Source organism: Pseudomonas sp. 1D4, from assembly GCF_001728925.1.
Lineage (GTDB): Bacteria > Pseudomonadota > Gammaproteobacteria > Pseudomonadales > Pseudomonadaceae > Metapseudomonas > Metapseudomonas otitidis.
The window spans coordinates 64,271-90,472 of the sequence record NZ_LXJQ01000020.1 but is presented as its reverse complement, the minus strand read 5'-3'; the positions used below and the strand labels follow the sequence as shown (position 1 = coordinate 90,472).

25 protein-coding genes and 2 pseudogenes are annotated in these 26,202 nt (G+C 67.0%); 15 read left to right on the top strand and 12 right to left on the bottom strand.

The genetic code is table 11. The features are described from left to right. The first annotated feature begins 161 nt into the window (after window positions 1–161). Window positions 162–482 carry a hypothetical protein gene (locus tag A7D27_RS27845; RefSeq protein WP_139131172.1) on the top strand — a complete coding sequence of 107 codons (321 nt, stop codon included), beginning with the start codon at window positions 162–164 and terminating at the stop codon, window positions 480–482. Window positions 483–745: 263 nt separating this feature from the next. Continuing rightward, a pseudogene (locus A7D27_RS28715) lies at window positions 746–925 on the top strand (IS5/IS1182 family transposase); the annotation flags it as partial. A gap of 108 nt (window positions 926–1,033) precedes the next feature. Here A7D27_RS28715 and A7D27_RS12580 read toward each other — a convergent pair. Next, window positions 1,034–2,059 (bottom strand): patatin-like phospholipase family protein, encoded by a 1,026-nt coding sequence (locus A7D27_RS12580; protein WP_069565086.1) that lies wholly within the window; start codon window positions 2,057–2,059, stop codon window positions 1,034–1,036. 163 nt (window positions 2,060–2,222) lie between these two features. Between A7D27_RS12580 and A7D27_RS12575 the strand changes: the two genes are divergently transcribed. The 10 genes and pseudogenes from A7D27_RS12575 to A7D27_RS12535 all read left to right on the top strand — a co-directional run bounded on the left by A7D27_RS12575 (window position 2,223) and on the right by A7D27_RS12535 (window position 12,695). Continuing rightward, window positions 2,223–2,501: a hypothetical protein gene (locus A7D27_RS12575; protein ID WP_069562033.1), complete on the top strand. Its 279-nt coding sequence runs from the start codon at window positions 2,223–2,225 to the stop codon at window positions 2,499–2,501. A 165-nt stretch (window positions 2,502–2,666) separates the two neighbouring features. After that, window positions 2,667–4,091 carry an MFS transporter gene (locus A7D27_RS12570; protein WP_083265620.1) on the top strand — a complete coding sequence of 475 codons (1,425 nt, stop codon included), beginning with the start codon at window positions 2,667–2,669 and terminating at the stop codon, window positions 4,089–4,091. Between the two features lie 69 nt (window positions 4,092–4,160). Next, window positions 4,161–4,769, top strand: a complete 609-nt coding sequence (locus A7D27_RS12565; protein WP_069565085.1) for a flavin reductase family protein — start codon at window positions 4,161–4,163, stop codon at window positions 4,767–4,769. A 235-nt stretch (window positions 4,770–5,004) separates the two neighbouring features. Beyond that, window positions 5,005–6,126, top strand: a pseudogene (locus tag A7D27_RS29120) (HAMP domain-containing protein); the annotation flags it as partial. Next, window positions 6,112–6,984 (top strand): methyl-accepting chemotaxis protein, encoded by an 873-nt coding sequence (locus A7D27_RS29115; protein ID WP_371850573.1) that lies wholly within the window; start codon window positions 6,112–6,114, stop codon window positions 6,982–6,984. The pseudogene A7D27_RS29120 and the gene A7D27_RS29115, both read left to right, overlap by 15 nt. A gap of 123 nt (window positions 6,985–7,107) precedes the next feature. Beyond that, window positions 7,108–8,025, top strand: a complete 918-nt coding sequence (locus A7D27_RS12555) for a MoxR family ATPase (protein WP_069565084.1) — start codon at window positions 7,108–7,110, stop codon at window positions 8,023–8,025. Further along, a complete protein-coding gene (locus A7D27_RS12550; protein WP_069565083.1) occupies window positions 8,025–8,984 on the top strand; it encodes a DUF58 domain-containing protein in 960 nt (319 codons plus the stop codon). Before A7D27_RS12555 ends, A7D27_RS12550 begins: the two co-directional genes overlap by 1 nt. Continuing rightward, window positions 8,981–10,975, top strand: coding sequence for a DUF3488 and DUF4129 domain-containing transglutaminase family protein (locus tag A7D27_RS12545; protein ID WP_069565082.1), 1,995 nt, complete (start codon window positions 8,981–8,983; stop codon window positions 10,973–10,975). Before A7D27_RS12550 ends, A7D27_RS12545 begins: the two co-directional genes overlap by 4 nt. Window positions 10,976–11,016: 41 nt before the next feature. Then, window positions 11,017–11,778: a CHAD domain-containing protein gene (locus A7D27_RS12540; protein WP_069562027.1), complete on the top strand. Its 762-nt coding sequence runs from the start codon at window positions 11,017–11,019 to the stop codon at window positions 11,776–11,778. Between the two features lie 119 nt (window positions 11,779–11,897). Then, complete coding sequence (locus A7D27_RS12535; RefSeq protein WP_069562026.1) at window positions 11,898–12,695, top strand: acyl-CoA thioesterase II; 798 nt, start codon at window positions 11,898–11,900, stop codon at window positions 12,693–12,695. 1 nt (window position 12,696) lies between these two features. On the opposite strand, the gene A7D27_RS12530 is transcribed toward A7D27_RS12535, so the two are convergent. The 5 genes from A7D27_RS12530 to A7D27_RS12510 form a co-directional block, all read right to left on the bottom strand. After that, on the bottom strand, window positions 12,697–14,271 hold the full coding sequence (locus A7D27_RS12530; protein WP_069565081.1) for a GGDEF domain-containing protein: 1,575 nt from the start codon (window positions 14,269–14,271) through the stop codon (window positions 12,697–12,699). A 3-nt stretch (window positions 14,272–14,274) separates the two neighbouring features. Then, window positions 14,275–14,778 (bottom strand): molybdopterin-dependent oxidoreductase, encoded by a 504-nt coding sequence (locus tag A7D27_RS12525; protein ID WP_083265619.1) that lies wholly within the window; start codon window positions 14,776–14,778, stop codon window positions 14,275–14,277. A gap of 95 nt (window positions 14,779–14,873) precedes the next feature. Next, the gene (locus tag A7D27_RS12520) at window positions 14,874–15,230 is read right to left on the bottom strand and encodes an Mpo1-like protein (protein WP_069565080.1); all 357 of its coding nucleotides are present in this window, start codon (window positions 15,228–15,230) and stop codon (window positions 14,874–14,876) included. 88 nt (window positions 15,231–15,318) lie between these two features. Beyond that, the gene (locus tag A7D27_RS12515; RefSeq protein ID WP_069565079.1) at window positions 15,319–16,800 is read right to left on the bottom strand and encodes a methyl-accepting chemotaxis protein; all 1,482 of its coding nucleotides are present in this window, start codon (window positions 16,798–16,800) and stop codon (window positions 15,319–15,321) included. Window positions 16,801–16,908: 108 nt separating this feature from the next. After that, window positions 16,909–17,715: a TatD family hydrolase gene (locus tag A7D27_RS12510; RefSeq protein ID WP_069562022.1), complete on the bottom strand. Its 807-nt coding sequence runs from the start codon at window positions 17,713–17,715 to the stop codon at window positions 16,909–16,911. Window positions 17,716–17,952: 237 nt separating this feature from the next. Between A7D27_RS12510 and A7D27_RS12505 the strand changes: the two genes are divergently transcribed. Together A7D27_RS12505 and A7D27_RS12500 are read left to right on the top strand one after the other, a co-directional pair. After that, complete coding sequence (locus A7D27_RS12505; protein WP_069565078.1) at window positions 17,953–19,368, top strand: transglycosylase SLT domain-containing protein; 1,416 nt, start codon at window positions 17,953–17,955, stop codon at window positions 19,366–19,368. 112 nt (window positions 19,369–19,480) lie between these two features. Further along, complete coding sequence (locus A7D27_RS12500; RefSeq protein ID WP_069562020.1) at window positions 19,481–19,915, top strand: DoxX family protein; 435 nt, start codon at window positions 19,481–19,483, stop codon at window positions 19,913–19,915. A gap of 66 nt (window positions 19,916–19,981) precedes the next feature. Here the strand turns inward: A7D27_RS12500 and A7D27_RS12495 are convergent, their stop codons facing one another. The 5 genes from A7D27_RS12495 to thpR form a co-directional block, all read right to left on the bottom strand. Continuing rightward, the gene (locus tag A7D27_RS12495; protein WP_069562019.1) at window positions 19,982–21,013 is read right to left on the bottom strand and encodes a lipase secretion chaperone; all 1,032 of its coding nucleotides are present in this window, start codon (window positions 21,011–21,013) and stop codon (window positions 19,982–19,984) included. Between the two features lie 47 nt (window positions 21,014–21,060). After that, complete coding sequence (locus A7D27_RS12490; RefSeq protein ID WP_069565077.1) at window positions 21,061–21,993, bottom strand: triacylglycerol lipase; 933 nt, start codon at window positions 21,991–21,993, stop codon at window positions 21,061–21,063. A 385-nt stretch (window positions 21,994–22,378) separates the two neighbouring features. Then, window positions 22,379–23,413 carry a lipase secretion chaperone gene (locus tag A7D27_RS12485; protein ID WP_069562017.1) on the bottom strand — a complete coding sequence of 345 codons (1,035 nt, stop codon included), beginning with the start codon at window positions 23,411–23,413 and terminating at the stop codon, window positions 22,379–22,381. A 46-nt stretch (window positions 23,414–23,459) separates the two neighbouring features. Continuing rightward, window positions 23,460–24,392 (bottom strand): triacylglycerol lipase, encoded by a 933-nt coding sequence (locus tag A7D27_RS12480; RefSeq protein ID WP_069562016.1) that lies wholly within the window; start codon window positions 24,390–24,392, stop codon window positions 23,460–23,462. A gap of 198 nt (window positions 24,393–24,590) precedes the next feature. Next, a complete protein-coding gene (gene thpR / locus A7D27_RS12475) occupies window positions 24,591–25,136 on the bottom strand; it encodes an RNA 2',3'-cyclic phosphodiesterase (RefSeq protein WP_069562015.1) in 546 nt (181 codons plus the stop codon). 227 nt (window positions 25,137–25,363) lie between these two features. Here thpR and A7D27_RS12470 point away from each other — a divergent pair, with 227 nt between their 5' ends. Next, entirely contained in the window at window positions 25,364–25,672 is a 309-nt protein-coding gene (locus A7D27_RS12470) for a hypothetical protein (protein WP_044401509.1), read from the top strand. Window position 25,673: 1 nt separating this feature from the next. Here A7D27_RS12470 and greB read toward each other — a convergent pair whose 3' ends face one another. Further along, window positions 25,674–26,171, bottom strand: coding sequence for a transcription elongation factor GreB (gene greB, locus A7D27_RS12465; RefSeq protein ID WP_044401512.1), 498 nt, complete (start codon window positions 26,169–26,171; stop codon window positions 25,674–25,676). Window positions 26,172–26,202 lie beyond the last annotated feature (31 nt).

Sequence of the window (26,202 nt, the reverse complement as noted above, 5' to 3'; positions counted from 1 at the left end):
GAACCTAGAGGCTATGACCCACACGAATTAAAGTGGGGCACCATTGGCCAAAAGAGTGGCGGAAAGTTTGACTTGTGCGGATGTGAAGATGGCAGAATTGTCGTGAAACGCTGGGGATGTAAGGGTAATGATGAGCCAGTAGATACTGGCGCGAGGTGGAAATGACGAGCACAGTATTGGTCAGGTTGATCGTGGATACTGACTCTGAAAAAGACATGCCAGCCACCGAGGTTGCGGCGGCGGTCAGTCGCGACTTTTATCATCCGGAAATTCTGGATGAACTTATAAGAGAGGTTTTTAACTCTGCTCTAGAGAAAAGATACGTCGCTCAAATTTCCGAGCTTAATAAACTAAAGCCAGAAGTAGGGGTGTCTATAAGATCCGATGAGGGAATACGGCCGTCTTTTCATCTTTCATGGGAAACTCTTTGCTTGATAAGCGAGGCTGGGGCTGAGCTAGACTTTGATCCGTATGTGTTCTAATGCGAAATGAATAACACCCAAACACCGGCCTCGCGCCGGTGTTTTTATATCGGCCGGCCTATTGCTCAACAGCTCCACGAGCTGGCTCGCGTGGGGCCGTCGTGCTTTGCATTATCCGTGCATCATCTTTGCGTTATCGGCGCATCATTTCTGCATCATGGTTTAGGTTCTGTACGAAAAGTCGGCGCGGGTAGCTTTACCGCCATGATTGGCTGGAGGCCCACATGGCAAGGCGCTACGAATTCCCGGATGCGAGGCGGTAGTTGATCAGAAACCTGGTTTCCCCTGAACACAAGATGGGCCGACCGGGTAGTGATGATCGGTTGATGCTCGATGGCATCTTCTGGACTCTCTGCTCCGGAACGGCCTAGCGTGACCTGTCGGTCCTTGACTGGCGAGACGAGGGCACGTTTGACCGAGTCTTTGAACGACTGCAAGTCCGTGAGCTGACGATCGATTCGTGCCTGCTGAGTTCCAGATTTCCTTGCTTCCGATCCTTCTGATGGCCCTACAGACCAATACGGATAACTTCTATCCCGGAACTGGCTCCCTCAGTGCAACTCCTCATACCGCTCCAGCGTATCCCGCGCGATCTGTCGGCCCAGTTGGATCAGCTCCGGTGCTTTGTAGAACTCGAAGAAGCGGCAGACGCGCTTGGGCACGTTGATGAGGATGTCCGGCGGGTAGCCGGCGATCTTGTACTGGGCGAGGGAAGTCTGCATGACTTCGAAGCTCTGGTTGACCAACTCCAGCAGGGAGGCGGGGCCGACGCTGGCGACCACCTGGGAGCCGCTGGCCGAGCGTGGGGCGCCTTCGCTTTCCGGGGCGGCGGCGGGTTGCTGGGCCTGGGGGCGGGCGCTGTCGTCGGTCCACGGGTTGGGCAGGGCGGCGAGGGTGGCGATGGCGTCGGGTTCCTCCTCATCGCTGCGGCGGCGGAAGGGCAGGCGATCGCCCAGGGAGCTGATGAGCTGGTCCAGGCGCCCCTTGAGGGCGGGGGAGCGCTCGATCACCGGGAGCTGGTACTGCTTCTGGTTGGTGGCGTTGAGGTTGACCGCAATGATCAGGTCGCAATGGCTGGAAACCACCGGGACGATCGGCAGCGGGTTGAGCAGGCCGCCGTCCACCAGCATCCGTGAGCCCTGCATCACCGGGGTAAAGAGGCTGGGGATGGCCGCCGAGGCGCGCATGGCCTGGTGCAGGCAGCCTTCCTGGAACCAGATTTCCTGCTGGTTGGTGAGGTCGGTGGCGACGGCGGTGAAGGGGATGGGCAACTGCTCGATGTCGATCTCGCCGACGATCTCGCGGATGCGGCCGAACACCTTTTCCCCGCGGATGGCACCCAGGCGGAAGCTGACATCCAGCAGGCGCAGTACGTCGAGGTAGTCGAGGCTTTCGGTCCAGTCACGGTATTCGTCGAGCTTGCCGGCGGCGTAGATGCCGCCCACCACGGCGCCCATGGAGCAGCCGGCGACACAGGCGATCTCGTAGCCCCGCGCCTCCAGCTCCTGGATCACCCCGATGTGGGCATAGCCCCGGGCCCCGCCCGATCCGAGCACCAGTGCGACACGTTTGCTCATGCTGCTGTCATCCGTTTCTTTCAGAATGCACCAGACAATACCTGTCGAGTCCTAGGGCAGCCAAGCGGCGGCGGAGTATTGCGTGACCCCGTGGAATCTTTTGGCAGGGTGGTCAGTCTGAGTAGACTGATGGCCATTTCCCATGCAGCCGAGGAGGAAAACCATGAAAGCCTGGATCAGCCTGTCCCTCGTTGCCTTTGCCCTCGTGGGGTGCGCTGGCAAGACGGCGTACCGCGAGAGCTGCGGCAGCCAACTGGATGCCGCCTGGCGCGAGCTGGACCTGGCCAAGGCCGAGGGCTTCGCCGGCACCGTGAGTTACTCCAAGGCCCTGAGCCTGCTGACGGCGGCCAAGACCCAGCAGCAGTTCGAGGGATTCCAGGGCTGTACGGAGAAGGCCGAGAAGGCACGCTTCTACATCCGCGAATCCCGCGCTGGCCGCTGAAAACCCTTGGGTGAACGAGCCGGGGCTTGCCCCGGCTTTTTTGTGGTCGCGAGCACGCCATAGGCAATGCCTATCGGCTTTATCAAAGAAATTTCTTGTTTAATTTGCCGGGTGATTTCTAATATCCAAGCCGTTGCTTGGATAAAGGCCATGGAGAGACGCCTGATGACGACTGCCACTTCTTCCCCGGAAACCCTTTCCACCGCCTCCTGGGGCGATCTTTTCAGCGGGCGGAACGGCCTGCTGGCCGTTGCGCTGACTGGCAGCGTGGCGCTGCACGCGATCAACGTTCATATCGTCACCACCGTGCTGCCGTCGGTGGTGCGTGAGATCGGCGGGCTGGACTGGTACGCCTGGAACACGACCCTGTTCGTGGTGGCGTCCATCATCGGCGCGGCACTGTCGGTGCGGGTGCTGGCGGGCCGCGGGCCGCGCGGTGCCTGCCTGGCGGCGCTGGCCTTGTTCAGTCTGGGCACTATTGGCTGTGCCACGGCGCTGTCGATGCCATGGATGCTGGCGGCCCGTGCGGTCCAGGGGTTGGGCGGGGGCCTGTTGGCGGCCCTCAGCTATGCGCTGATCCGCGTGGTGTTTGAACCGCCGTTGTGGCCCCGTGCGGTAGCGCTGGTGTCAGGCATGTGGGGCGTGGCGACGCTGTGCGGGCCGGCGGTGGGCGGGCTGTTCGCCGAAGCCGGGCACTGGCGCTGGGCGTTCTGGTCACTGTTGCCGGTGGCGGCGGCCCAGGCCCTGCTGGTGACGCTGCAGCTCGGCCCGCGTGAGCGTGGGACTGGGGCACCGCCCCGGGTGCCGGTGCTGCAGATCGTGCTGCTCGCCGCCTCGGTGCTGGCGGTGGCCACGGCCAGTCGCGCCGGGCACCTGGCCTGGCAGGGGGCCGGAGTCGTCCTGGGGCTGGCGCTGGGGGCCCTGGCCCTGCGGGTGGATCGCCAGGCGCGGGTGCGCCTGCTGCCCAGCGGCAGCGCATCCCTGGGCGCGCCCCTGGGGGCTGCCTACGCTTGCGTTGCGCTGTTGCTGGTGGGCACCACCACCGAGATCTTCGTGCCGTACTTCCTGCAGGTGCTGCACGGCCAGACGCCGCTGCTGGCGGGTTACCTGACGGCGGCGATGGCAGCCGGCTGGAGCATCGGCTCGCTGACGTCCTCGGGACGCGAGGGGCGCCAGGCCAATGGCCTGCTGCGCAGCGGTCCGCTGTTCTGCGTGGCGGGCCTGGCAGCGTTGGCGGTGGTGCTGCCCCTGGGCGGTGACTGGAGCGCATGGCTGCGGACGCTGCTGGCTGCGTTGGCGCTGGCGGCGGTGGGGGCTGGGGTCGGCATGGGCTGGCCGCACCTGCTCACCCGGGTGATGGCCCTGGCTCCCAAGGGTGAGGAAGACGCTGCGTCCACCGCCATCACCACCGTGCAGCTCTACGGCATGGCCATTGGTGCGGCGGTGGCGGGGCTGGTGGCCAACGCGGCCGGCCTGATCGAGCCCGGCGGCGAGGCCGGTGCGCGGTCGGCGGCGATCTGGCTGTTCAGCGGCTTCATCCTTGCGCCGGCCCTGGCCGCCTGGCTGGTAAGGCGCGTGGCAGAGCGCTGAGACGGTTGCGTCGGGCAGGCGAGGGCGGGGCATAATCCGGCCTCGCCTTTGCCGTTGCCGGAGCACCTGATGCAACTCGACTTCTCCACCCTCACGCCCCTGGAGGCCTATCGCTGGCTGGCCTCCACCGTGACCCCGCGCCCCATCGCCTGGGTCTCCAGCCTGTCGGCCAGTGGTGTCGCCAATCTGGCACCGTTCAGCTTCTTCCAGGTGATCAGCGACGACCCGCCGACGCTGATGGTCAACGTCGGCAGCCGCGATGACGGCAGCCTCAAGGACACCCTGCGCAACGTGCAGGAAACCGGCGAGCTGGTGATCCACCTGGTGCCGTTCGCCTTCGCCGAGGCGATGAACGCCACCGCTGCATCGCTGGCGTACACGGTGAGCGAGTTCGAGGCCTGCGGCATCGAGCACGAGCCGTCGCTGCGGGTGGCGCCGCCCCGGGTCAAGGGGGCGCCGGTCGCCTTCGAGTGCCGCCTGCTGGAGGCGCAGCCGTTCCCCCGCGACAACCCCAACTGCCACCTGATCTTCGCCGAGGTGCTGCTGGCCCATATCGATGACGCGGTGCTCACCGAGCAGGGGCGCGTCGATACCCAGGCGCTGGACCTGGTAGGCCGCCTGGGCGGCAGCGCCTATGTGCGCACCCGTGACCTCTTCAACATGGTGCGACCCACCTGACCCGCCCGGCCCCGCACTATTGCGGGGCCTTTTGCACACGCCTGTGCAATCTCGACCGGCTTCTGACGCCGCGACTTTGACGACCTGCCGCCGAATGGTCTGAAAGCGACCTCCGCATATCCAAAAAAACCAGCTAGCGTGGGATTGGCGCGGTCATGGCTTGTCGCTAGCAGGGGCGCGCTCCTAAGTTCGCGCTGTTGTTCGGGATGGCGAGCGCGTCGACCCGGTTACCGGCATGGAGGGAATCGGCATGGCAACGGTGGTCCAACGGGGTATGGCCAGTCTGGGCACGGCGGCTAAGCTGGCGCTCGGTTTCGGCGTGGTGCTGGCGCTCACGGCAGTGGTGGCGGCCACCGGCTACCTGGCGCTGCGCAACGTGGCGGCCGGGGCGGCGCTGCTGGAGCGCATGGACGTCCTGAGCAGCGAGGTGCAGCGCATGCGCCTGGTGGAGAAGGACTACGCCCTGAGCGGTGACGCCAAGCACGCTGAGGCCCTGCGCAAGGCTACCCAGGCGCTGCTGGAGCGCAACGACGCCCTGAAAGGCGAGGTGGGGGCTGCCAGCCGCCAGGCCCTGGACGAAGTGGCTGGGGCGGTGGACGGTTACCGCGCAGCCTTTGACCGCTACGTGGAGCTTTCCGACAACATGCGTTTGTCGCTGGAGGCGGCCAACTGGCTGGTGGTCAGTGCGTCCAACAGCCTTGACGTGCTGCAGTCGGGACTCAACGAGGACGGCATCGACCTGCTGAAGAGTTCCCAGGGAGCAGAAGGAGCCGACATGGTGGCGCAGGGGGGCGAGATCAGCCGCATCTACCAGTCCCTGCTGCTGGCGCTGAACCAGGCTCGCACGCGCCTGGAACAGAGCCGCAGCACCGGGGAGGCTGCCGATACCCAGATCCAGGAAGCGCTGGACGCCCAGAAGCTCGCCACCGAGCTGCGTGATCGCGTGCAGGACCCGGGTTACGCTGCCGTCCTCACCGAGGTGATCGGCAACATCGACTCCTTCAACGAACGCCTGCGCGAGTACACCGAGTACCTGCAGCAGCAGAAGCGCGAATTCCATGCGCTGTCCGCCGGGGCCGAGGCCATGGTCGCGGCCGTGCACAAGGCACGTGACCACCAGGAACAGGCCATGCGGGATCAGCAGCGAGGCAGCTCGATGCTGATTCTGGGAGGCAGCGCGCTGGCGCTGTTGATCGGCCTGGCAGCGGCGATGCTCATCGCGCTGCTGATCGTGCGGCCGCTCAAGCGGGTGATCGAGGTGGCGCAGCAGATCTCCGCCGGTGATCTCAGCAGTGACATCGAGGTGGGCCGCAGCGATGAGGTGGGCCAGTTACTGGAGGCCATGCGCAACATGTCGACCAACCTGCGGAACATGGTCGGCCAGTTGCAGGGCGGGGTGCAGCAGATTTCCAACTCGGCCCAGGCGCTGTCCGCCGTCACCGAGCAGACCCGCGTTGGGGTCAACGGGCAGAAACAGGAGACCGATCAGGTCGCCACCGCCATGAGCCAGATGACCGCCACCGTGCACGAGGTGGCACGCAACGCCGAGGCCGCTGCGGCCTCCACCCAAAGTGCCGACACCCGTGTGGCCAGCGGCAACGAGGTGGTGCGCCAGAGCCGGGGGCGCATCGACCAGTTGGCCCAGGCAATGGAGGTCACTACCCAGAGCATCGAGCAGCTCAGCCAGGAGGCGCAGAGCATCGGCGCTGTGCTGGACGTGATCAAGAGCGTGGCCGAGCAGACGAACCTGCTTGCGCTCAACGCTGCCATCGAGGCGGCGCGGGCTGGTGAGCAGGGCCGAGGTTTCGCCGTGGTGGCCGACGAGGTGCGGGCCCTGGCGCGGCGTACCCAGCAGTCCACCGCCGAGATCGAACGGCTGATCGGCACCTTGCGCGAGGGCGTGCGCCGCTCGGTGGAGACCATGCACCAGAGCGAAACCCTGGTGCAGAAGACCGTGGAGGACGCCAGCCAGACCGAGGCGGCACTCAACGGCATCGCCGAGGCCGTGTCCACCCTGCACCAGATGAACCAGCAGATCGCCGCTGCTGCCGAGCAGCAGACGGCTGTGGCCGAGGAGATCAACCGCAGCGTCACCAGCATCCGCGACATCGCCGACCAGTCCGCCGAGGCGATGGAGGAGACGGCCACCTCCAGCACTCGCCTGGCCGCTCTGGGGCGGGACCTGCAGGCGATGGCTGCGCACTTCAGGTTGTGACCGGACCGACGTTTCCGTGATCGCGCGGCCTGTCGACCCGCGCTTTCATGAGCAAATCTTGCAAGTCCCTTTGCCAGCGCGCCGGGCGCGGCTAGCATCGGCCGATCGTTCATGGAGCCTGATATGCGAACCCGACTGGATGCCTGCCTCGACGCCATCAACCAGGTCCTGCTGGGCAAGGAGGTGCAGGTCCGCCTGGCCCTCACCTGCCTGCTGGCGCGGGGGCACCTGCTGATAGAAGACCTGCCCGGCATGGGCAAGACCACCCTCAGCCACACCCTGGCCAAGGTGCTGGGGCTGAGCTTCCAGCGCATCCAGTTCACCTCCGACCTGCTGCCCGGCGACATCCTCGGCACCTCGGTGTTCGACAAGGACACCGGCCAGTTCGTCTTCCACCCCGGCCCGGTGTTCGCCGAGCTGGTGCTGGCCGACGAGATCAACCGCGCCACCCCCAAGAGCCAGAGCGCCCTGCTGGAGGCCATGGAAGAGGGGCAGGTGACCATCGAGGGCGCCACCCGGCCGCTGCCCGATCCTTTCTTCGTCATCGCCACCCAGAACCCGGTGAGCCAGGGCGGCACCTTTGCCCTGCCGGAGTCGCAGTTGGACCGCTTCCTCATGCGCCTGTCCCTCGGCTACCCGGCCCGGGCGGCGGAGAAGGCACTGCTGCTGGGCGAGGCCCGGCGCAACCTGCTGCCGCGCATGGAAGCGGTGCTGGACCACGCGGCCCTGGCCGCGCTGCAGGACGAGGTGCCCCGCGTGCGCGCCAGCGATGCTCTGGTGGACTACGTGCTGCGCCTGGTGGAGGCCACCCGCACTCACCCGCAGTTCGCCCTCGGCCTCTCGCCACGGGGCAGCCTGGCGCTGCTGAGTGCGGCGCGGGCCTGGGCACTGCTGGCGGGGCGCGACTACGTGATCCCCGAGGACGTGCAGGCGGTGCTGCCCTCGGTGGCCGGCCACCGCCTGCGCGAGCGCGCCGACCCCGCCGGCCACGGTGGCGGCACGCTGGTGCAGTGGCTGCTGCGCGAAGTCCCGGCACTCTGATGGCCGGCGGCATCCTGCGGCCGCGCTGGGACCGCTGGCTGGCCCGGCGCATCCCCCCGGCCCACGAACTGCGCCTGGACCAGAAACGCATCTTCATCATCCCCACCCGTACCGGCGCAGCCTTCGGCGGTGCGCTGGTGCTGATGCTGCTGGCGGCCATCAACTACCAGAACAGCCTGGCCTACGGGCTGACCTTTCTGCTGGCCTCGGTGTTCATCCTTGCCATCCTCCACACCTACCGGAACCTCTCCGGGCTGGTGCTGCGGGCGGCCGGCGCCCCGGCGGTTTTCGCCGGCGAGCAGGCGCGCTTCAAGGTGCGCCTGGAGAGCCGCCGCCATGCCCACGAGGCCATCGCCCTGGGCTGGCCGCCCGAACCGCTGCAACTGCAGGACGTGCCGGCCAGCGGGGCCACCGACTGCGAGCTGAACCTGCCTGCGCTCCAGCGTGGCTGGCTGCGGCCCGGTCGCCTGCGGGTGGAGAGCCGCTTTCCCCTCGGCCTGCTGGTGGCCTGGAGCTGGGTCGACCTCGACCAGGCCGCGCTGGTATACCCGCGCCCCTTGCCCGGCGACCTGCCCCTGGCCGCCGGTGGGCGTGCCGATGCGGAGGAGGAGGGCGTGCGCGTGGACGGGCGCGGTGCCGACGACTTCCAGGGCCTGCGGCCCTACCAGCCGGGTGACTCCCGCCGGCGCCTGCACTGGAAGGCCTACTCCCGGGGGCAGGGCCTGTTCATCAAGGACTTCGCCGCCCTCTCCGGAGCGGACCTGTGGCTCGACCTCGCCGGGCTGGAGGGTGACCTGGAGAGCCGCCTCTCGCTGCTCTGCCATTGGGTGCTGACCTTCACCGAGCGCGGCCAGCCCTTCGGCCTGCGCCTGGGGGGCCTGGAGCTGCTGGCCGATGTCGGCGAGCCCCACCGCGACGCCTGCCTGCGCGCCCTGGCGCTCTACGGGGTGGCGCCATGAGCGTGGAGCAGCCGATTCCGCGTATTGCCCTTACCTGGCTGCTGGTGGCCCAGGTACTGGTGATCGTCCCGCACCTGGTGCACCTGCCGGTGTGGATCATCGGCCTCTGGGTGGTCTGCGCGGCCTGGCGGGTGCAGATCTTCCGCATGCGCGCGCGCTACCCCAATGCCCTGGCGAAGATCCTGATGATGCTGGTGGCCGCTGCCGGCGTGGTGCTGTCCCGGGGCAGCCTGATCGGCCTGGACGCCGGCGCAGTGCTGCTGGTGGCGGCCTTCATCCTCAAGCTGGTGGAGATGCGCACCCGGCGCGATGCGCTGGTGCTGATCTTCCTCGGCTTCTTCACCGTGGTGGTGGCCTACCTGTTCGACGACGGGATGCTCGCCGGGCTCTACAGCCTGCTGCCGGTGACGGCCTTGCTGGCGGCGCTGATCGGCCTGCAGCAGAGCGGCTTCGCCCAGCGCCCGACGGCCACCCTGAAGCTGGCCGGCACCCTGTTGCTGCAGGCGCTGCCGCTGATGCTGGTGCTGTTCCTGTTCTTCCCGCGCATGGGGCCGCTGTGGTCCCTGCCGTTGCCCAGCGACAAGGGTGTGACCGGGCTCTCCGACGACATGGCGCCCGGTGACATCGCCGAGCTGAGCCAGTCCGGCGCCCTGGCCTTCCGCGCCAGCTTCGAGGGCGACCCGCCACCCCGGCGCGAACTCTACTGGCGCGCGCTCACCCTGGAGCGCTTCGACGGGCGGCGCTGGTCCCAGTCCCCGGCGAGCCAGGTGCAGGCGCCGGCGCAATGGGCGAAGCAGGGCCCCGCACTCACCTACAGCGTGGTGATGGAGCCCAGCGGCAAGCCCTGGCTGTTCGGCCTGGACGTGGCCGAGACCCGCACCGAAGACACCCGCCAGATGGTCGACTTCCACCTGCAGCGGCGCCTGCCGGTGGAGCGCTCGCTGCTCTACAGCGTCACCTCCTGGCCCCAGGCGGTGCGCGACCCGCAGCTGGCGGACGCGGTGCGTCGGCGCAACCTGCAACTGCCCCGCGAAGGTGATCTGCGCACACGGGCCTGGGCCGAGCAGTTGAGCGCCCGCTACACCGAGCCGGATGCCCTGGTGCAGGCGCTGCTGCGGCATTTCAACCAGGAGCCGTTCGTCTACACCCTGCGCCCGCCGCTGGCCGAGCGGGACACGGTGGACGCCTTCCTGTTCGACAGCCGCCGGGGCTTCTGCGCCCACTACGCTGGCGCCATGACCTTCGTCCTGCGTGCTGCCGGCATTCCCGCGCGGGTGGTGGCCGGCTACCAGGGTGGCGAGATCAACCCCGCCGGCAACTACGTGCTGGTGCACCAGTTCGACGCCCATGCCTGGGTCGAGTACTGGACGCCCGCGGCCGGCTGGACCCGTGTCGATCCCACCTTCCAGGTGGCACCGGAGCGCATCGAGAGCGGGCTGGAGCAGGCCGTGGCCCAGGAGCAGAGCTTCCTGCAGGACTCGCCATTCTCGCCCCTGCGTTACCGCGACATCGGCTGGATCAACCAGGTACGCCTGGCCTGGGACCGGGTGAACTACGGCTGGCAGCGCTGGGTGCTGGGCTACCAGGGCGAGACCCAGGCCCAGGTGCTGCAACGCTGGTTCGGCCAGTTGGATGCGCGCACCTTCGCCCTGCTGCTGGTGGGCACGGCAGCCTTTCTGGTGGCCCTGGTGGCGCTATGGATGTTCAAGCCCTGGCGTCGCGAGCGGGACCCGCAGGTACGCCTGCATCAGGCCTTCGAACGGGTACTGGCCCGCCACGGGCTGGTGCGTCGCGCCGCCGAGGGCCCGCGTGATTTCGCCGCCCGTGCCGCCCTGGCCCTGCCGCAGCAGGCGCGGCTGATCGATGAATTCGCCCGCCGCTTTGAGGCGCTGCGCTATGCTGGCGCCCCTGAAGCGCCGGCCGACCTGCGGCGCACGCTGAACAACCTGCGCCGGGCTTTGCCTTGGCGCCTGACTCGACAGGAGCGTTGACCCGGGCCTTGCCGGGGCGCTCCGCCGAAGGAACACCTGCCATGTCCGCCATGCTCGACGACCTGATCGCCCAGGTTCTGAAACTCGAAATCCAGCTCATCTCTGCCCGTGCCCGCCTGGAGGCCGCCACCGACGACGAGGCCTTGCACGACTTGCGCATCAACCTGCGGCGTCTGCGCAGCCTGCTGCGTCCGTTGCGTGGGCTGCCGGTGGCCGATGTGCTGATCGAGGCGGCCCGGGAACTGGGGCGGATCACCACGCCGCTGCGGGATCTGGAAGTGCTGATCGCCGAGCTGGCCAGCCACCGCCACGAGCGCCTGGCCGAGCCCCGCCGCCTGCGCCTGCGCCAGGGCTGCCGCGAGGTGCTCCAGGCCCCGGCGCTGGAGCGGCTGTTCAAGGTGCTCGACGCCTGGCCGCAACTGCTGCGCCTGTCGGCCCGGGAAGGCTTGCTGGAACGGCCGCGCACACGTATCCGCAAGCGCCTGCTGAAGGACTGGGCCCGCCTGGAGCAGGCTCTGGCTGATCCGGCCCACGATCGCCATGCCCTGCGTTTGCTCATCAAGCGCGCACGTTATGGCGCCGATGCCTATCCCGGCGTGGTGGAGGTGCCGGAGCGCATCCGGCGCTTGCTCAAAGGTGCCCAGGACGCCCTGGGCAAATGGCACGACCGCCTGCAGTGGCTGGCCACCGCCGAGCGCGAGCCTGACCTGGCACCGCGTACCCGTGCCTGGAGCACCGCCCTGCATGCTGCCGAGTTGCGGTCCGACCGGGTGCTGGAAAAGCTGCAGGCGCGCCTGGGCTGATGTGCAGCCCCCTGGCGTTTATCCCCTCCGGGTTGTCGGGACTCGCTTGAAGTTCGGCTTCCGGGGGGTGGGGGCTTCCCCTACCATCGCCTCATCCTGGAGCTGTGGATGAGATCCCGATGACCTTCTTCGAATTGATGCAGGCGGTCCAGAACGACCCGCTGAACGTGACCGTGCCCGCTCGCTGGGCCCAGGGCCGTGCGAGCTTTGGCGGCCTGGTGGCGGCGCTGGCCTATGGCGCCATGCGTGACAAGGCGCAGCCCGGACGGCCGGTGCGTTCCCTGGCGATCACCTTCGTCGGCCCGATGGAGGCCGAGGTGCCGGCCCGCTTCGAGGCGGAGGTGCTGCGCGAGGGCAAGGCGGTGAGCCAGATGTTCTGTCGGGTGCGCCAGGGCGAGCAGACGGTGGCGGTGGTGCAGGGCAGCTTCGGCGCCGCGCGGGAGTCGGCGATCGTCGTGGAGGGCGAGCCGGCCCCCGTGATCGAGGCCCCCGATGCCTGCCAGGAACTGCCCTACCTGCGCGGCGTGACCCCCGAGTTCACCCGTTACCTGGCGATGCGCTGGGGCATCGGCGGCATGCCGTTCACCAACAACCCCAGCCGTGAAATGGGCGGCTGGGTGAGGTTGCGTGGGGAGGTGGAGGAGGCTCCGGTGGACGAGGCGCTGCTGTTGGCCCTGGTGGACGCCTGGCCGCCGGCGGTGCTGCCGCACCTGCGTTCGCCGGCACCGGGCAGTTCGCTGACCTGGACCATCGAGTTCGTGCAGCCGGCACCGGCCCTGAGCACCCTGGACTGGTGCCTGTACCGCGCCGAGATCGACCACGCGCGGGATGGCTACGGGCACATCTCCGCGCGGCTCTGGACGCCAGCAGGTGAGCTGGTGGCGCTGAGCCGGCAGACGGTGGCGGTATTCGGATGAGTCAGACCGCCTGCTCGACGCGGTTGCGGCCGGCGAGCTTGGCAGCGTAGAGGGCCTTGTCGGCGCGCCCCAGCAGGCTTTCCAGGCTTTCGCTAGGGCGCAACTGGGCCAGGCCCAGGCTGACGGTGATGCGCAGGGCCTGGCCTTCGGGCAGGGTCATGCACTGGTCCTCGATCTCGCCCCTCAGGCGCTCGGCCACATGCCGGGCCGTCTCCAGGGTGGCCTCCGGCAACAGCGCGGCAAATTCCTCGCCACCCAGTCGGCCCAGCACATCCACTTCCCGCAGGGTGGCGGTCATCGCCCGTGCCGCGGCCCGTAGGGCTTCGTCGCCGGCGCTGTGGCCATGCTGGTCGTTGACGGCCTTGAAGTGGTCCAGGTCCATCATCAGCAGGCAACAGGGATGGCCAAAGCGGTCCTGCTGGCGCAGCAGGTCGCCGGCACGCTGCATGAAGGCGCGACGGTTGCCGAGGCCGGTGAGGGCGTCGGTGGTGGCCAGGATCAGCAGCTCCTGTTCGAGCCGCTTGCGCGGGGTGATGTCGTAGCTCCACACCAGATAGGCCGGCTCGCCGTCCATTTCCACCAGGCGCCCGGAGATGACGCCCCAGTAGGGGCGCTGGCGGCCGAGCCGGGCTTCCCAGTCGTCCAGCTCGCCACGGGATTCGAGGGCGGCACGAAAGCGCTGGGCTTCCTCGGCGTCGGTGAACAGTTGCTCGAAGGTGACCCGGCGCGCCCGTGCCCAGGCGTGGCGCCGAAGCAGGCGCTGGGTGACGAAGTGAACCCTGCCGGAGAGGGTGCCGATGAGGACGACGTCGCTGGGGCTGGCTTCGAGGATGTCCCGTAGCAACTCACGGCCCTGGCTCAGTTCGCGAGTACGGGCGTCCACCCGTGCCTCCAGGCTCTGGTTCAGTTCGCCCAGGCGTTCGGCCAATCGCCGTTCGCGCCGGTAGTTGCGCACCAGTTGCAGCATCAGCAGGGCGCCGCCGCCGAGCAGGCCGCACAGGGCCCAGGCCAGGTTCTGGAAATAGCGGTAGAGGTGCTGGCGTTCGCTGTCCAGCTCGTTGGCCAGGGAAATGTTGGCGGCCACCATCACCTCGTGCATGGCGAGTTGCAGGTGTGGCAGTTCATGGATCACTTCGCCGGCCAGTTGCCTGGCCGTGTCGTGGTCGTCCCAGCTGGCGCGTTGCAGCCAGCGGAGGCTGAACTGTTCCACTTGGCGCAGGGTGGCGTCCACGTCCGCTCGGGGTTGAGGCAGGTGGGCGAACATCGGGTGGTCGGAGAGGTTGCGGGTCAGACTGCGCAATACGCCCAGGCGCACGGTGAAGGCCGAGGGGCTGCTGCCACCGCTTTCCAGGGTATGAGCCTCCTCGACGAGGCGGCTCATGGCGTTGCGGATCTGGTAGGCCTGCCACAGTTCACCGTGGGAGGTCGGATGGCCCAATTGCCGGGCCTCGCGGATCACCATCCACAGGCAGCCGGCCACCACCATCGCCATGCCGGCCAGCAGCGCCAACAGAACAAGCATGACCATCCGCTGGCGGGCGATATAGGCGGTATTGTCGGACAAGCGCTCGGACATGGCTTACTCGATGAAGATCTCGCTGAGTTGCCAGATGGCGCGGTTGTAGTACTTCTGGGTCCGCAGTTCGTGGTGCTGGCCGAACGGGTACATGAGGAACAGCGGGCCGAAGGATTCCACCGGCATCGGCTGCCCGTCACGCTGGTAGGCAATGACCGGGGAATAGCGGCTGATGTCGCTGGCGGGGATGATCACCGAGTAGTCGTTCAGTGCGCGCATGCGCAACTGGGCGTCGGCCGGTGGGCTCACATGCAGTTGGCGCAGCAGATAGGCCAGGGGCACGCCGCGCCACTCGGAGACGCGATCATCGGCTGGGCCGCGGGCGGTGACGGTGGCGGCGGGCATGCTCTGCAGGGTGCGCAGGGTGAAGGTACGGACTGGCTGACCAGGGCTATGCACCCTCAGGGCTGGCAGGTCCAGTGGGTAGGCGGCCTCATCCGCCCGGACCCAGGAGCAGGCCAGTAACGTCAGGAAAATGGTGACAAAAAAACGTCGCTTTAACGGCATGCGACTGTCCTCGGGCCTTGTGGTGCCAGCATATCGTCAGCACGGTGACAGGCTTGAGGGAATCCGACGAAACGTGATGGCGCTTTGCCGGCTGTTCAGGAGCGGTTCCGCCAGTTGCGCCACCAGCCGCCATTGAAGAGAAAGCGCGGGAAGGTCACGAACTGTTCCATGAGGATGCGCCCGACGGCATCGCGTCGCCCCTCGAAGGGCTCCGGCATCTCGTGCTCCAGACGGTGGCCGTGGCCCTGCAGGGCAAGGGAGGCGAGTATGCCGATGACACCCAGCGCCATGGGCAGCCAGGCCAGGTCGAACAGGCCGGTAAGGATCACCAGCACCGAGACGATGAACAGCGGCACGGCGATCAGGTGCAGCACGAGGTTGGTGGGATTGCGGTGGTTCCTGGCATAGGTGCGCCATTGCCAGCGGTGAAGATCGGGATGACGTTTGCCCATGTGCGAATCCTCCTGGGATGGCGGGCAGTCTAGGCCGGCCCCGAGGGGGCCGGCGAATGGGTCTTCTCTATGGGTGGGATAGAAGCGGCTACAGCTTGAGCTGGCGAATGGCGCGGGACAGCTCGCTGGCCAGCTCGGCCAGCTCGTTGCTGGTGGCGGCGGAGCCGACGGTCTGGCCGACGGTGAGTTCGGTGACGTCGCGGATGCGCACCACGGCGCGGGTCATTTCCTCGGCCACCTGGCTCTGCTGCTCGGCGGCGACGGCGATCTGGGTGTTGCTCTCACGCATCTGCGCCACGGCCCCGGCGATGGCGGCCAGGGCTTCGCCGGCTTCGTGGGCCTGCTGCACGCAGTTGTCGGCCTTGTAGGAGCTCTCCTGCATGAACTCCACGGCGTCCCGGGTGCCGGACTGCAGGGCGTTGATCATGGAGGTGATCTCGTCGGTGGAGTCCTGCACGCGGCGGGCGAGGTTGCGCACCTCGTCGGCCACCACGGCGAAGCCGCGGCCCATTTCCCCGGCGCGAGCGGCCTCGATGGCGGCGTTGAGCGCCAGCAGGTTGGTCTGTTCGGCGATGCCGTGGATGACGCTGACCACGCTGCTGATCTTCTGGCTGTCCTCGGCGAGGCGACCGATCATCTCGGCGGTCTGCTGCACACCGCTGGACAGTCCGGCGATGGACTCGCCCACCCGGCTGACCACCTGCTGGCCGTTGCCAGCCAACTGGTCGGCGGTGCGCGACTGGTCGCGGGTGTCGGCGGCATGCTGGGCGATGTGGTGGACGGTGGCGGACATCTCATTGATGGCGGTGGCGGCCTGGTCGGTCTCGCTCTGCTGGCCGAGCATGCCCTGGCGGACCTCGCCCATGCTGCCGGCGAGGCGGGCGGCGCCTTCGTCGAGGCGGGCGGTGACCTGGGCAACGGTGCCCACGACGCGTTGGAAGCCCGCTTGCATGGCGTTGAAGGCGCTGGCCATCTGGCCCACTTCGTCACGGCTGTCCAGGGGGACGCGGGCGGAGAGGTCGCCGCTCTTCTCGACGTGGAGCATCACGTCCTTGAGGGTGTTGAGGTGGCTGAGCAGGAAGCGGATCAGCAGCTGCGAGGAAGCCAGCAGCACGATCATCAGCAGGAACACGGTGACGGCGTAGTTGAGGGTGCGGTCGGCGAACACCTCGATGAAGCTCGGCCCGCGGGCCAGCACGGCGACACGCTGGCCCTGGCCGGCGTCCTGCACCTGGGCGCCGATGACCGGTGTACTGCCGAAAAGGTTGTCATGGGGGAGGTCGACCCAGCCATTGGCGCGGGCCAGCGCGGAGACGTCCACCCCGCGCACCTCGGGGCTGCTGCCACTGGCGAAGACCACGACGTCCCCGTTGCCGGGCAGTGCCTGGCCGCTCGGCCAGGCCTTGAGCAACTGTGCCCGGGATTGCGCCGCCTCACGGGCAGCCTGATGGCGAGCGTCCTGCTCCAGTGACAGGGCATGCAAGACCAACAGGAGGGTGGTGGCGAATGCCACCGCGTTGACGGCCCAGAACTTGTACTTCAGTGACAGGTCGCGAATCCATTTGCCCATGGGATCGTTCTTCTTCTCGGTATGGCTGTTGGCAAGGTGCCAGCATTGTTTCGCAGCACTCTGACGCGAAACTTGATCCTTATCAATTCGCACTTTCGCACGAAGAGGTTAGGCGATATCCGGCAGCCCAAAGAACTGACGAGCGCATGCCGTGCTGTGTGAGGCGAGCTGCTCCTGCGACTCACCCCGGTGCAGCGCGACTTCCCGCAGGACTTCCGTGAGGAAGGCCGGTTCATTGCGCCCATGCTTGGGTTTCGGCCGCAAACTGCGAGGCATTAGGTAGGGCGCATCACTTTCCAGCATCAACCGACCGATGGGGATGTCCCGCACCAGCGGATGCAGGTGGGTGCCACGGCGCTCATCGCAGATCCAGCCGGTGATGCCGATGTGCAGGTCGAGGTCCAGGTAGGCGTACAACGTGCGCTGCTCGCCGGTGAAGCAATGCACCACGGCGGCGGGCAACTGGTCGCGGAACGGACGGAGGATCGCCAGCAGGCGCTCGTCCGCCTCGCGCTCGTGGAGGAACACCGGCTTGCCCAGTTCCACGGCCAGCGCCAACTGTTCTTCGAGGGCCTTCTCCTGCTGTGGGCGGGGGGAGAAGTCGCGGTTGAAGTCCAGGCCGCACTCGCCTACGGCGCGCACGTCCGGTTCGCTCAGCAGTGCTTTCAGGCGACGAGCGGTATCGGCGTTCCAGTGGCTGGCATCGTGGGGGTGGACCCCCGCCGTGCTGAATAGGCGTTGCCGCTCGGGGTCGAGCCGGCGAGCCAGTGCCAGAGCGGCTTCGCTTTCCTTCTCGCTGGTGCCGGTGAGCACCATCTGCACCACGCCGGCCGCGGTGGCGCGCTCCAGAAGGGCTTCGCACTCGGTGGCGAAGCTCGGGTGGGTCAGATTGACGCCGATGTCGATGAGTTGCATCTTTCCTACCTCTCTGATGCGAACGGGGCAGGATAGCAAGCGCCCGATCAGTCGAAAAAGCCAATATTTACGTGGGGTTATGCGGGTTCGTCGGCAGGGCGACCGCCGATGGCTGGCAATGCACGGCGGGCTGTGACACTCTCCGCGCCCCTCGCTGGTCCCAGGGAACTCCCCTCGGGCATGGCGTTCTCAGTCGCTCGGGTTCGCATGGTGCGGGCCTACGGGTCCGGAGATCAGATGACGCGAATCCTGCCGCTGCTCGTGTGCCTGCTGGCTCTTCTGCCGTTCCCGGCAGTGGCGCGCCTGGCCGGCCCGCCGGAGAACTGGCAGCAGCCGAGCGAGGCCCGCGACCTGGCGCAGATCCGCCGGACCGGGGTGCTCAAGGTGCTGGTCAACCAGAGCCGCAACAGCTCCGGTGAAGTGAAGGGCCAGGCCATTGGCGTCGAGTACCACCGCATCCGCGCCTTCGAACAGTTCCTCAACCGTGATGGGCGCTCGCTTGAGGTGCGCATCATTCCCCGCCCCAAGGACCAGCTCGCCGCCGCGTTGTTGCGCGGGGAGGGCGATCTGGTCGCCCCCGGCGAACTCCTTGATCCCCGCGCGACCTCGGACGTCAGTGCCAGTGCGCCGGTGCGTGAGCATGTGCCGCTGGTGCTGGTGGCGCGCACTGGCGACCGGCGTTTCCAAGGCCTGGAGCAATTGGCGGGGCGGGTGGTGACCCTGCCCGCCGGCAGTGGTGCGGCGGAGGCGGTGCGCAAGGTGAACCGGCAGCTCGCCCAGCGCCACCTGGCACCCATTGCCATCGAGTGGGTGGACCCGAGCCTGGCGGTGGAAGACGTGCTGGAGATGGTCCAGGCCGGCATCTATTCGATGACAGTGGTGGAGCAACCCATTGCCGAGCGCTGGGCCAAGGTGCTGCCCAAGCTGCGTATCGACCGCCACCTGGTGCTGGATAACCAGCGCGACATGACCTGGTACGTGCGCCGCGATGCGCCGATGCTGCGGGCCAGCATCGACCGCTTCCTGGCGACCTACAAGACGCCGGCGGATCAGGATGCCACCTTCCAGCGCGTGTACCGGCGCCTCTACAAGGTGCGCTACCCGCTGGCCCGGGCGGATCGCCAGCGGTTGGAGAAGGTCCGCCCGGTGTTGCAGCGCTTCGCCGCCGAGCACGCTCTGGATTGGCTGAGCCTCGCTGCCGTGGCCTATAAGGAGTCCAGCCTCAACCCCGGTGCGCGGGGCGCCAGCGGGGCGACCGGACTGATGCAGATCACCCCGGCGGCCGCGCGCTCGGTGGGGGTGGGCGATATCCATGTGCTGGACAAGAACGTGCAGGCCTCGGCCCGCTACATGGCCAAGTTGCGCAAGGGCTTCTTCAGCAGCGCCCAGCTCAACGAGCGCGAGCGCATGGCCTTCGTGCTGGCGGCTTACAACGTAGGCCCGCAGCGAGTCCAGAGCCTGCGCGCCGAGGCCCGCAGGCGGGGGCTCAATCCCAACCAGTGGTTCTTTCAGGTCGAGCGCGTCGCCGCCGAGCAACTGGGCATGGGCGTGGTGAGTTATGTGAGTGCAGTCAACAAGTACTACCTGGCCTACGCCCGGGAGCGTGATGACCTGGAGAAGCAGGTTCGCGTTGCCAGTCGCGGGCGCAAATAATCGATTTTGTCGATTTCTTTTAGGGGTTTTTTGCGATTTTACAATCGATAAATTCGGATAGGATGGCGTCCACCTGAACCCACAACGCTTCACAACGAAAGGAACAGCCACCATGTCGAACGCCCTCAAGCGCCTCTTCTCCACCAACGCCGGTATCGGCATCACCCTGCTTCGCATCGTCACCGGCCTGACCTTCATGGCCCACGGTTCGCAAAAGCTCTTCGGCCTGTTCGGAGGCTACGGCCTGGCCGGCACCGGCCAGTGGATGGAAAGCATCGGCCTGGCTCCGGGCTACCTGATGGCCCTGATGGCGGGCAGCGCCGAGTTCTTTGGCGGTCTGGCCCTGGTGATCGGCCTGCTGGTGCGCCCGGCGGCGCTGTCGCTGATCGTGGCGATGGTGGTAGCAACCTTCAGCGTGCATTGGGCCAGCGGCTTTTTCATCACCAACGGTGGTTATGAGTACGCAATGATCCTGGGCCTGATCGCTGCGACCCTGTTGATCGAGGGGGCCGGGCGTTATTCGCTGGATCGCAAGCTGGGGCAGTGATTCACCCCTCACCCGAATATGAGGAAACCCGAGGCGGGTCACCGCCTCGGGTTTTTTCATGGGCGCTTACTGGCCTGCCTGTTTCGCACGGCGGTCGGCCAGTTCCAGGGCAGCCTCCAGGCGCAGACGCTCGCGTTCGTCGAAGCGTTCTTCGGCCAGGTTGCGAAGGGCGTGCGCCTTGTCCGCTTCGCTGAGACCGGCGTTGGCTTCGATACGGCGCTTCTCTTCCTGGAATGCTGCAATACGGCGGTTCCAGCCTTGTCGGCGGCCGTCCAGTTCCTCCAGGCGCTGGGTCGCTTCGGCACCTACCAGTTGCTGGCGCATGCGGCGTATGTCCGCGGCGCTGGCACCTTCGGCCCGCAAACGGCTGGTCTCGGTCCGCAATTCAGCTTGTAGTTGGGGCAGGAGTGTGTCCTGCAGGTCTTCGGGCAGGGACTGGCGAAGCTGATCCACGGCAGCAGCCTTGGCCGCGTCATCGAGGTTTGCATCGTGACGGATGGCCAGGCGATCCAGCGTGAAACGGTTATAGGCCTCTTCCTGGCCGAAGAACGCCCGGTGGGCTTCAGGGCTGAAGATGCGGGCGCGCAAGGCGCTGACGGCGTCTTCGCGCTGACGCAGGCTCGCAAGGTCGGACTGACGTGGCAGGTCGCGCTCCAGGCTCACCAACTGCAGCTTGTAGTCCAGGTATTGCTCCAGCAGGGTCAGTGCCTGCTGGCGAGCAGGTTCCTGCAACTGGCTGGTGATGTAGTCGCGCAGTCGCTTCACGGTGATGGGCAGAGGTTCTTCGCCCATCGCGGAGAGGAAGTAGTCGAACAACAGGCGTATGCCTTCTTCGATCACCAGGTTACCGGCAGCATCCACGCGCAGATTGCCATCCACCTCCGTGCCTGCGAAGGACGGCGGGAGGGGCGCAATGGCATTCGGGAGAGTGGGCGTGACTGACGGTGCGGGCGATGCGGCTTTGGCAGGTTGCAGTGGAAGAGGGGATGCAGGGGGCAGGCTGCGTGTGGCAGGAGGCTCCTGCTGTTCGCTCCGGTCGAGGAACATGGCAAGGCCGCCGGCGAACAGCAGCGGGATCAATAGCAGACGCTTTTTCACGATTACCTCGGATGAGTGGGTGGAGCCCGGAGGCTCCACCCGTTGGGTCACAGCCCGTCGTTCTTCAGACGGTTGGCGTGTTGGCGGAAGACGCTGACGGGAGGCGTTTCGAACAGGTTGACGAGTCCGAGGAGGTGGTTGACCTGGTCCAGGTGGTTCATGCGGTAGTTGTCGCGCACGACCTTGCCCAGGTGCGAGCTGCAGCGACCGACCAGGCCGTCGTTGTCCTTGCCCTTGAAGGGCAGCGAGGTGGCGAACAGCAGGGGGTCGCTGATGTCGAGCGGGTTTGTGAGAGTCCTTGATCCACTCCAGGAGTAGTAGCGAATGCCTTTGACGACATAGGCACCCTCACCACAGGCGGTGGTCGGGACGCCTGCTGGGAATCGCCCGTTGAACTGGGCAGAGGAGACGGTCGTCAGCGACTCCAGTCCGGCGAGCACGTCCTGCGGCAGTTGGCTGGAGCTGCCGGACAGGACGTTGATCACCTTGCCGAGGGCGTTGGCGATGTTGGCGATGAAGGCTTCGCCGGGGGAATCACGGGGAATACTGCGGATGAAGTCGGCGGTGGCGGAGCCCTTGTGGGGGCTGCCGATGCTGGTTACCGAAGCCACCAGGTTGGGGCGGATGCCGGCCACGTAGCGGGCGGTCGGACCACCGTGGCTGTGGCCGATGAGGTTGACCTTGGGTTTGCCGCTGATGGCGACGATCTCTTCCACCTGCTCCAGCAGCTCCTCGCCCCGGGCCTCGGTGGAGTTCAGTTGGCTGACTTCGGTCACGTAGACGGTGGCTCCGTGGCGCCTTAGCGCAGAGGGAATGCGGTACCAGTAGTCCATCCCGAGGATGCTGTCGAAGCCGAACATGCCGTGGGCCAGGACGATGGGGTAACGGGTCTGGGTGTAGCCGGTGGCGGCAAAGGACTGGGCGGAGGCGAGCAGGCCGGCACCGAGGCTGAGGGTCAGGAAAAGTTTGCGTTTCGTCATGAAGTGCTTGCTCTTGCGGTTGATGGATGAGGACGTGACGCTTCCCGCAAGGTGGCGTCTCGTCCGTGGAACGCTCAGGGCAGTTGGGGCTCTTCGTGAAAGGCGAAATCGGCTGTAGCAGCGTCTTGGCGGTGCTACAGCCTGGAGCGGGGAGAGTATGCGCGTCGTTAACTTGGCGGCTTGAACGACGCGCCTATTAAATCCTGTAGGACTTTGCCGAGGTGATTGGGAATAGTTCTCAAGGAGGCTGTTCACAGGGGCTCGATGGACGTCTATCTGGCGGCTGTGAACGTGTGGGAGCGGAAGGCCTGAGCACCGAGGTGCCCAGGGTTCTGGTATGCGGCGTGACGTGGGCGCAGGCGCCCACGCTGGAGGGAACTGGAGACTACTGGATCGCCTTGTCGACTTTCCGGCTGGCCAGCTCCATGGCGGCGTTCAGGCGCAGGCGCTCGCGCTCGTCGAAGCGCTCTTCAGCCAGACGCTGGATGGCCTGGTGCTTGTCGGCGTCACTGAGTCCGGCGTTGGCTTCGATACGGGTCTTCTCCGCCTGGAAGGCGGCGATGCGGCGATTCCAGCCTTGACGGCGGCCGTCCAGTTCCTCCAGCCGCTGGGTGGCTTCCGCGCCGACCAACTGCTGGCGCATGCGGCGAATGTCTGCCGGGGTGGCGCCTTCGGCTTGAAGGCGGCTGGTTTCCGCCCGCAGCTCGGCCTGGAGCTGGGGCAGGACGGCGTCCTGCAGCTCTTCGGGCAGTGACTGCCGCAGGCGATCCACGGCCTGGGCCTTGGCGTCGTCGTTGAGGCTGGCGTCATGGCGGATGGCGAGGCGATCAAGGGTGAAGCGGTTGTACGCCTCTTCCTGGGCGAAGAACGCCCGGTGGGCTTCCTGGCTGAAAAGACGGGCGCGCAGGGCGGCTACAGCGTCTTCTCGCTGGCGCAATGCTGCGAGGTCGGCCTGGCGGGGCAGGTCGCGCTCCAGTTCGGCCAGTTGGCGCTTGTAGTCCAGGTAGTGCTCCAGCAGGGTGAGGGCCTGTTGGCGGGCGGGCTCCTGCAGTTGGCTGCCGATGTAGTCGCGCAGGCGCTGCACGGTGGTGGCCAGGGGCTCCTCGCCCATGGCGGCGAGGAAGTAGTCGAACAGCCGGCGCACGCCTTCTTCGATCACCAGATTGCCGGCGGCGTCCACCTGCAGACGGCCATCCACCGTGGTACCGGCGAAGGAGGGCGGCAGGGCAGCGACGCGCGGGGGCAGGGATGGGGCGGCGTGGTTGGCGGCCGTTTTGGGAGCTGATGCTGGGACGTTGGCCAGCGGGGCTGTTGCGGTGGCGGTGGGCGTGGCACGTCGGGCCTGGCCGGTGTCGATGTAGAGCAGGGCGGCGAGGCAGCCGGCGAACAGCAGGGGCAGGGACAGCAGGAGTTTCTTCACGGGCACCTCGAGCAGGGGGCAGGGCCGGCAGGCCCTGCCCGTTGGGTCACAGTCCGTCGTTCTTCAGGCGGTTGGCATGCTGCCGGTAGACGGTGACGGGGTCGGTCTCGAACAGGCTCACGAGGCCGAAGGTCTGGTTGACCTCGTCCAGGTGGTTCATGCGGTAGTTGTCGCGCACCACCTTGCCCAGGTGGGAGCTGCAGCGACCGACCAGGCCGTCGGTGGCTTCGCCCTTGAAGGTCAGGGCGGTGGCGGCCAGCAGGCCGTCGCTGATGTCCAGCAGGTTGGTCATCGGGCTGGTGCCGCTCCAGGAGTAGTAGCGCACGCCATTGACCTGGTAGGCGCCTTCGCCGCAGGCGGTGGTGGGGATGCCCTGGGGGAACTTGGCGTTGAAGCGGGCAGCGCCCTGGCTGTTGAGCGACTCCAGGGAGCCGAGTGCGTTCTGCGGCTGGGTGCTGCGGCTGCCCGAAAGGAAATTGATGAGGCTGCCGAGGCCGTTGACGATGCCCGCCACAACCGCTTCACCGGCAGAGCCTGGGGGGATCTGGCGCAGGAAGTCAGCGGTGGCAGAGCCCTTGTGCGGGCCGCCGACGCTGGTGGCGGAGGCGATCAGGTCGGGGCGTACGCCGGCGACGTAGCGGATGGTGGGGCCGCCGTGGCTGTGGCCGATGAGGTTGACTTTGGGTTTGCCGCTGATGGCGACGATCTCTTCCACCTGTTCCAGCAGTTCTTCGCCACGCGCTTCAGAGGTGTTCAGTTGACTCACCTCGGTGATGTACACACTGGCCCCGTCACGCCGCAGGGCAGAGGGGATGCCGTACCAGTAGTCGACGCCGAGGATACTGTCGAAGCCCAGCATGCCGTGGGCCAGCACGATGGGATAACGGGTCTGGGTGTAGCCGTTGGCGGCCAGTGATTCACCGGAGGCGGCCAAGCCGACTCCCAGGGTGAGCGCGAGCAGGATCTTGTTGTTGTTCATCGGGTGCTCTCGTGGGTGGTGGAACAGGCTGTGTGGAGTGCGTCCCTGCTACTTCGCGCCCCGTCCCGGGGGCGCACATCGGCGTGGAGCCCGTGGCAGATTCCATGCCAGAGCGGGCCGCAGGTGCCCGTGCCTTCTGGGGCGGGCGTTTCGCTGTTGTTTACAGCCGTTCACCCAACGGTGCGAGCCGTTTCCCTGTTACTGAGTGAAACGCGCGTTCGAGTCGTCTGCCCGTAACGGCCAACTGTGCACGGCGCGGTAGTGGAGGCGGTCTTCCTGATTTTCCGAGGAAAAAAGGGTGAAGCGGTCGGCGACCCAATCGAAGGTTTGGGGTGCGCCCTCAGGAAGCCTGCGAGCCCGCCGGGCCAGGGTGACGTGAGGGCGGTAGGCGCGGCGTTCCTGGGGGAAGCCGGCGGCGTCCAGGCGCTCGACGAGGGTCGCGGCCAGGTCTCGCAGGGCTGCGGGCGGTTGGCTGGGCGCCAGGTGCAGCAGCCCTTGCTGCCAGAGGCCCAACCGGTCCAGGTGGAGGGGGAAGGCATCGGCCCGGATGCCGTCCGCCAGCGCGAAAAGGTCATCAAGGCGCTCACTCGGCTGGCTGCCGAGGAAGGCGAGGGTGAGGTGCAGGTTGGTGACGGCCACCGGCTGGCCGCCGCAATCGAGGGTGTCGCGCCAGTTGGCCATGGCCGAGGCGATGGAGCCGGGCAGCGGGAGGGCGAAGAACAGGCGCAGAGACGGTGTTGGCATGGCGATCCTTGTCGGAAGGGGGGTGTTCGGAATCTTCCTAGGGGTTGGCAAGAGTCGTCTTGACAGTGTCGCGGGGCCTTCTCTAGGATTTCGCCCCATGCGCCGATTTAAGACAGCTACTTGCAGGGCGCGGCAGGGTACACCCCTCGAAAAATACTGCTAAAGCGCTGGTTCGGTGTCGCCTCCACCGCTGCCCAGCGGCAACAACGAGGCAGAGACACGACAACATGACCTGTCCGCAACCTCAGATCCGCCTGACCCCCATCACCACCGGCCCCGCGCCGCGCAATCCGCGCATCCTGCTCAGCGGTGCCAACCAGCCCAAGTTGCTGCGTTACCTCGACGGCTGGCCTAAGCGCTGGAACGGCTCGCGCAACCTGCTCATCCAGTTCGCCCTCGACGCCCAGGCCATGCAGCGCTACGCCCGGGACAGTTTCGACATGGCGGTGGTCCAGGCGCCTTGCGCCGAGGACCTTGAGGAGCTGGTGCACGAGCTGGTCCGGGTCGCCCGCCAGGGGCTGATCACCCGCCGCTGATTCAGGGGTACTCGATCTCCACCAGGTACCAGGTCTTCTCGCCGGTGGGCGTGTTGACCCGGACCTCGGCATCCAGCGGCTTGCCCACCAGGGCGCGGGCCAATGGCGAATCGATGCTGATGAGGTTCTGCTTCAGGTCCAGCTCGTCCGGCCCGACGATCCGGTAGCGGGCCTGTTCGCCGTCCTCGTCTTCCAGGGTGACCCAGGCACCGAAGTACACCTTGCCCGGGTCCGCCGGGCGCTCGCGTACCACCTTGAGGTTTTCCAGGCGCTTGGTGAGGAAGCGCACACGGCTGTCGATCTCCCGCAGCATCTTCTTGCCGTAGGTGTATTCGGCGTTCTCGGAGCGGTCGCCCTGGGCGGCGGCCTCGCTGACGGCCTGGGTCACCTTGGGCCGGCGCACGTGCCAGAGCTCATGCAGTTCGGCGCGCAGGCGGGCTTCGCCTTCCGGGGTGATCAGCGGGGTGCCGGCGGTACGAGGGGGGCGGTAGCGGCTCATGGGGTAGAGGTGTCTCCGGGAACGGGCCGCC

What these genes read in the sequence shown, in the direction of transcription:
- thpR (WP_069562015.1), bottom strand. Translation starts at nt 25,136, where the DNA reads ATGCCAACACCGTCTCTGCGCCTGTTCTTCGCCCTCCCGCTGCCCGGC.
- A7D27_RS12525 (WP_083265619.1), bottom strand. Translation starts at nt 14,778, where the DNA reads ATGCCGTTAAAGCGACGTTTTTTTGTCACCATTTTCCTGACGTTACTG.
- A7D27_RS12515 (WP_069565079.1), bottom strand. Translation starts at nt 16,800, where the DNA reads ATGGGCAAATGGATTCGCGACCTGTCACTGAAGTACAAGTTCTGGGCC.
- A7D27_RS12530 (WP_069565081.1), bottom strand. Translation starts at nt 14,271, where the DNA reads ATGTCCGAGCGCTTGTCCGACAATACCGCCTATATCGCCCGCCAGCGG.
- greB (WP_044401512.1), bottom strand. Translation starts at nt 26,171, where the DNA reads ATGAGCCGCTACCGCCCCCCTCGTACCGCCGGCACCCCGCTGATCACC.
- A7D27_RS12555 (WP_069565084.1), top strand. Translation starts at nt 7,108, where the DNA reads ATGCGAACCCGACTGGATGCCTGCCTCGACGCCATCAACCAGGTCCTG.
- A7D27_RS12500 (WP_069562020.1), top strand. Translation starts at nt 19,481, where the DNA reads ATGTCGAACGCCCTCAAGCGCCTCTTCTCCACCAACGCCGGTATCGGC.
- A7D27_RS12540 (WP_069562027.1), top strand. Translation starts at nt 11,017, where the DNA reads ATGTCCGCCATGCTCGACGACCTGATCGCCCAGGTTCTGAAACTCGAA.
- A7D27_RS12535 (WP_069562026.1), top strand. Translation starts at nt 11,898, where the DNA reads ATGACCTTCTTCGAATTGATGCAGGCGGTCCAGAACGACCCGCTGAAC.
- A7D27_RS12490 (WP_069565077.1), bottom strand. Translation starts at nt 21,993, where the DNA reads ATGACGAAACGCAAACTTTTCCTGACCCTCAGCCTCGGTGCCGGCCTG.
- A7D27_RS12510 (WP_069562022.1), bottom strand. Translation starts at nt 17,715, where the DNA reads ATGCAACTCATCGACATCGGCGTCAATCTGACCCACCCGAGCTTCGCC.
- A7D27_RS12580 (WP_069565086.1), bottom strand. Translation starts at nt 2,059, where the DNA reads ATGAGCAAACGTGTCGCACTGGTGCTCGGATCGGGCGGGGCCCGGGGC.
- A7D27_RS12565 (WP_069565085.1), top strand. Translation starts at nt 4,161, where the DNA reads ATGCAACTCGACTTCTCCACCCTCACGCCCCTGGAGGCCTATCGCTGG.
- A7D27_RS12575 (WP_069562033.1), top strand. Translation starts at nt 2,223, where the DNA reads ATGAAAGCCTGGATCAGCCTGTCCCTCGTTGCCTTTGCCCTCGTGGGG.
- A7D27_RS27845 (WP_139131172.1), top strand. Translation starts at nt 162, where the DNA reads ATGACGAGCACAGTATTGGTCAGGTTGATCGTGGATACTGACTCTGAA.
- A7D27_RS12550 (WP_069565083.1), top strand. Translation starts at nt 8,025, where the DNA reads ATGGCCGGCGGCATCCTGCGGCCGCGCTGGGACCGCTGGCTGGCCCGG.
- A7D27_RS12520 (WP_069565080.1), bottom strand. Translation starts at nt 15,230, where the DNA reads ATGGGCAAACGTCATCCCGATCTTCACCGCTGGCAATGGCGCACCTAT.
- A7D27_RS12570 (WP_083265620.1), top strand. Translation starts at nt 2,667, where the DNA reads ATGACGACTGCCACTTCTTCCCCGGAAACCCTTTCCACCGCCTCCTGG.
- A7D27_RS12545 (WP_069565082.1), top strand. Translation starts at nt 8,981, where the DNA reads ATGAGCGTGGAGCAGCCGATTCCGCGTATTGCCCTTACCTGGCTGCTG.
- A7D27_RS12470 (WP_044401509.1), top strand. Translation starts at nt 25,364, where the DNA reads ATGACCTGTCCGCAACCTCAGATCCGCCTGACCCCCATCACCACCGGC.
- A7D27_RS12505 (WP_069565078.1), top strand. Translation starts at nt 17,953, where the DNA reads ATGACGCGAATCCTGCCGCTGCTCGTGTGCCTGCTGGCTCTTCTGCCG.
- A7D27_RS29115 (WP_371850573.1), top strand. Translation starts at nt 6,112, where the DNA reads ATGCGCAACATGTCGACCAACCTGCGGAACATGGTCGGCCAGTTGCAG.
- A7D27_RS12480 (WP_069562016.1), bottom strand. Translation starts at nt 24,392, where the DNA reads ATGAACAACAACAAGATCCTGCTCGCGCTCACCCTGGGAGTCGGCTTG.